1 protein-coding gene and 2 pseudogenes are annotated in these 3,544 nt (G+C 46.2%); all 3 read left to right on the top strand.

The window, feature by feature from the left end; all coding sequences use genetic code 11:
• Positions 1-447, top strand: a pseudogene (locus tag WMO44_RS14510) (hypothetical protein); the annotation flags it as partial.
• A gap of 907 nt (positions 448-1,354) precedes the next feature.
• Positions 1,355-3,139 (top strand): zinc-ribbon domain-containing protein, encoded by a 1,785-nt coding sequence (locus WMO44_RS14505; protein WP_349153002.1) that lies wholly within the window; start codon positions 1,355-1,357, stop codon positions 3,137-3,139.
• 16 nt (positions 3,140-3,155) lie between these two features.
• Positions 3,156-3,544 (top strand): annotated as a pseudogene (locus WMO44_RS14500) (hypothetical protein); the annotation flags it as partial.

Here is a 3,544-nt window from a genome sequence, read left to right as displayed (position 1 = left end):
ACCACCACCTACACCGGCGCAGATGCCTTGTTTGAGAACGAGAGCTACGCTTACTACAAGCTCAGTGAGACCCCTGCCTACTACATTACCGCATGGTACAACCTGTTGAGCGGCAAGTGGGAGTTTGGCAAGGTCCACGCCACCGAGACCACCGTGGAGGGTGTCACCGTGGAGCTGACCACCAATGGCCGCCACACGAATTATGAGATGAAGCTCTCCGGTTTTGATCTGGACACCAGCACCAACAAGGTCTACGGCGTAGTGCTGACCACTGCCGACGGCAGCGAGTACGGCCTGCATCATGTGACCAATATCTGGCGCGGCACTGAGCTGGGCTTCAATACGGACGAGCCCTACCTTGCGTCCATCATCGGCAAGACCGTCACCCAGATCACCTACTACACCGCCGATGGCGTGTATGTTCTGCCGGTCAGCGTAGCGTTGTAAAGTCGCGGGCAACTGCCTGATTTAGCAAAATACAGTACAAAACGGCAAGGTCACTTGGCAGCAGGCGACCTTGCCGTTTTTATTGCCGTCTGCGTCTTGAATGCACAAGCATCATCCTGTTGCAGCTGGCAGTAGAAGGATTTACCGCAGACAGAAAATGGGATTTGTTCTGATTCACATAGCGTATTTTTTCCTAAAGCCACAAGATGTGTCATACTTTTCTTGCTTCACTTCAACAAATTTTTCAAAACCCTCTTGACGATTTTCACACACAGTGGTATTTTTCTTGTAAATCCCACTGCTCTTGTGGATTGGTTTGAACCTTTCCACAAGATGTGGTCGTGTTCATTTTGAACACTGCCTCGCCGTGGATTATCCCTGAAAAATTCACCGCCCCGCAACACACCCGATCTATTTTGCCGCCGATTCACCCGACAAAATCCATCGCTGCGCTGCGTGGGCGGTATTTTTCTTTTACGGGAGCTGCACCTTGAAAATTTCATGAGCCGACCGAACGTGATACCGACTTTTCGTCAACGCCGCTGCACAAACAGGGGCAGGAACTTCGTTCGGAGCAAACGGTGACCCACATACATGAGCAGCACAACCTCTACTTATTTTTGCGCCTTAACAATTCGGAAACATTTGTTGAAAATACGTTTTGAGCGCAGCGGTAGAGGGCAAGAACCGTCCCGTGGCCACAAATTTTCAATTCTTGAAAATGTTCTGTCCATCCGGGACTTCACTTCTACAATGCGTCTGCATTTCCGAAGTGATCTTGTTGGGGCGTGCCTGCCCCAAACCCTGCTGACTAATTTTTTAATTATACTGGATTTTGATTTTCATTATGCTATATTAAAATGGTAGAGTTAACTATTTTGATTCATAGATGATATGAGGGACTACCATGGTCAAGCTTGTTAAAGGTCAAAACGATTTACTTTCACAATATCCTGCCTGCATCAATGAATGGGACTTCAACAAAAATCATCCACTCTCACCTGATGCTGTCGTAGCAGGCTCTTCAAAAAAAGTCTGGTGGATTTGTTGCAAAGGGCACTCTTACGAACAGAGCATAAATCTTCATGTTGGACGAGGTTATGGTTGCCCTTACTGTTCCCATAGAAAAGTGCTCACTGGTTATAATGACCTCGAAACTCTTTTTCCAGACATCGCAACCGAATGGCATCCTTACAAAAATGCAGAACTTAAACCTTCCAGCATAACAGCGTACAGCAAAAAGAAAGTTTGGTGGCTTTGTTCACGGGGACATTCCTATGAGCAAACTGTTGAACGGCGGACGCGACGTGGAAGTGCATGCTACTACTGCTCAGGGCATAAAGTGTTAAAAGGATTCAATGATTTAGCTTCGGTCAACCCCAGCCTTTCTGTCGAATGGCATCCATCTAAGAATGCTCCGCTGACACCGTATGAAGTAACTGCTGGAAGCGGAAAACGTGTATGGTGGCTTTGCCCTGTCGGTCACGAATATCAAGCCACTATCCATGACCGCAATACAGATAACACACAATGCCCTATTTGCAATTTAAGAGTCCAAACCTCTTTCCCCGAGCAGGCTACCTTCTTTTACGTTCATAAGCTCTATTCCGATGCTATCAACAAATACAAACCCGTTTTTCTGGGTTCTATGGAACTCGATATTTATATTCCCTCTATTCATACCGGAATCGAGTTTGATGGCGCAAACTGGCACCAATCGGATGAGCAGTATGAACGGGAAATCCGCAAATATAAATTATGTCAAGAAAATCATGTGAAGCTCATCCGTATCAAAGAGAAGAATACTCGCAATTGGGTTGACAATGCGCAAACTGCTGATGTGGTTTATACCATTTCAAAGGTCAAAAAGACAGGCGAACTCGAAACCACCCTTAAAGTCATTCTCGATTCTATAGATGCTTCCTCCAATATGTGGACTCGAACAGATCCTCGACATATTCACAGTCAAATCGATGTAAATATCGAACGTGACCGCCCGCAGATCTTAGGATATTTGACAAGTATTGATAATTCCCTCGCAATTTTACGTCCAGACGTTGCCTCAAAATGGGACTATGTGAAGAATCAGGACTTAACTCCAGACATGTTTACCGTCAGTTCAAATGAAATCGTCTGGTGGAAATGTCCAGATTGTGGACGCGAATGGAAATGTAGCATTAACAGCATGACACGAAAAGGGCGCTTTGGGTGCGCTGAATGTTCAAAAAAACACCGTGGAAAAAGTTTTACACAAGGTGTAGTTAAAAAGGTTGGTTCACTCGCTGAAACCATGCCAGAACTTTCCAAAGAATGGCATCCCACAAAAAATGGCGATTTAACCCCAAATGATATAACCGCCGGAAAATTCAAACCTGTCTGGTGGCTTTGTCCGAAATGCGGTTACGAATGGCAAGCAAGTCCCAATAACAGAAAAAGAGGAATTGGTTGTCCTTGTTGTAGTGGACGAGTTCCTAAGACAGGCATAAATGATTTGGCCACCCTATATCCAGAGCTTCTTAACGAATGGGACTATGAGAAAAATACCGAATTAGACCCCCGAAAAGTCTTACCCAAAAGCGGAAAACACGCTTGGTGGGTTTGCTCTGTATGCGGAAATCATTGGGAATCTGAGATTCGAAGTCGTGTAAACGGACATGGATGTCCACAATGTGGCAAACGCAGAAAGAAGTAAATAGGTATAATCTTCTATGAGTATCTGGGGCAATACCCTTGTTGATGGTCACAACCGTTATGCGATTCTTCAGAAGCATCCCGAAATCTACTTTTCTACCATGCCGCTCCGATTTGAGAACCGCGAAGAAGCCATTGCGTGGATTTGCCGGAATCAGTTGGGACGGCGAAACCTGAGTCCTGAACAGAAACGCTATCTGCTTGGGAAGCAGTACGAAGCCGAGAAGAAAGCTGCAAAAATCTTTCGGGGCAATCAGTACACTTTAGCAAAGAAAAGTGGTGGTGATCACGGTGATAACCACCACTCCGGGAAGAAAACCAGCGACCGAATCGCAGAGGAAAACGGTGTCAGCCGCGCCTCCGTTCTCCGCGCCAGCCACTATACACGAGGCATCGACATCGCAGA

The organism is Faecalibacterium tardum (genome assembly GCF_040096515.1).
GTDB lineage: Bacteria > Bacillota > Clostridia > Oscillospirales > Ruminococcaceae > Faecalibacterium > Faecalibacterium tardum.
This window is presented reverse-complemented; position numbering and strand designations above follow the sequence as displayed.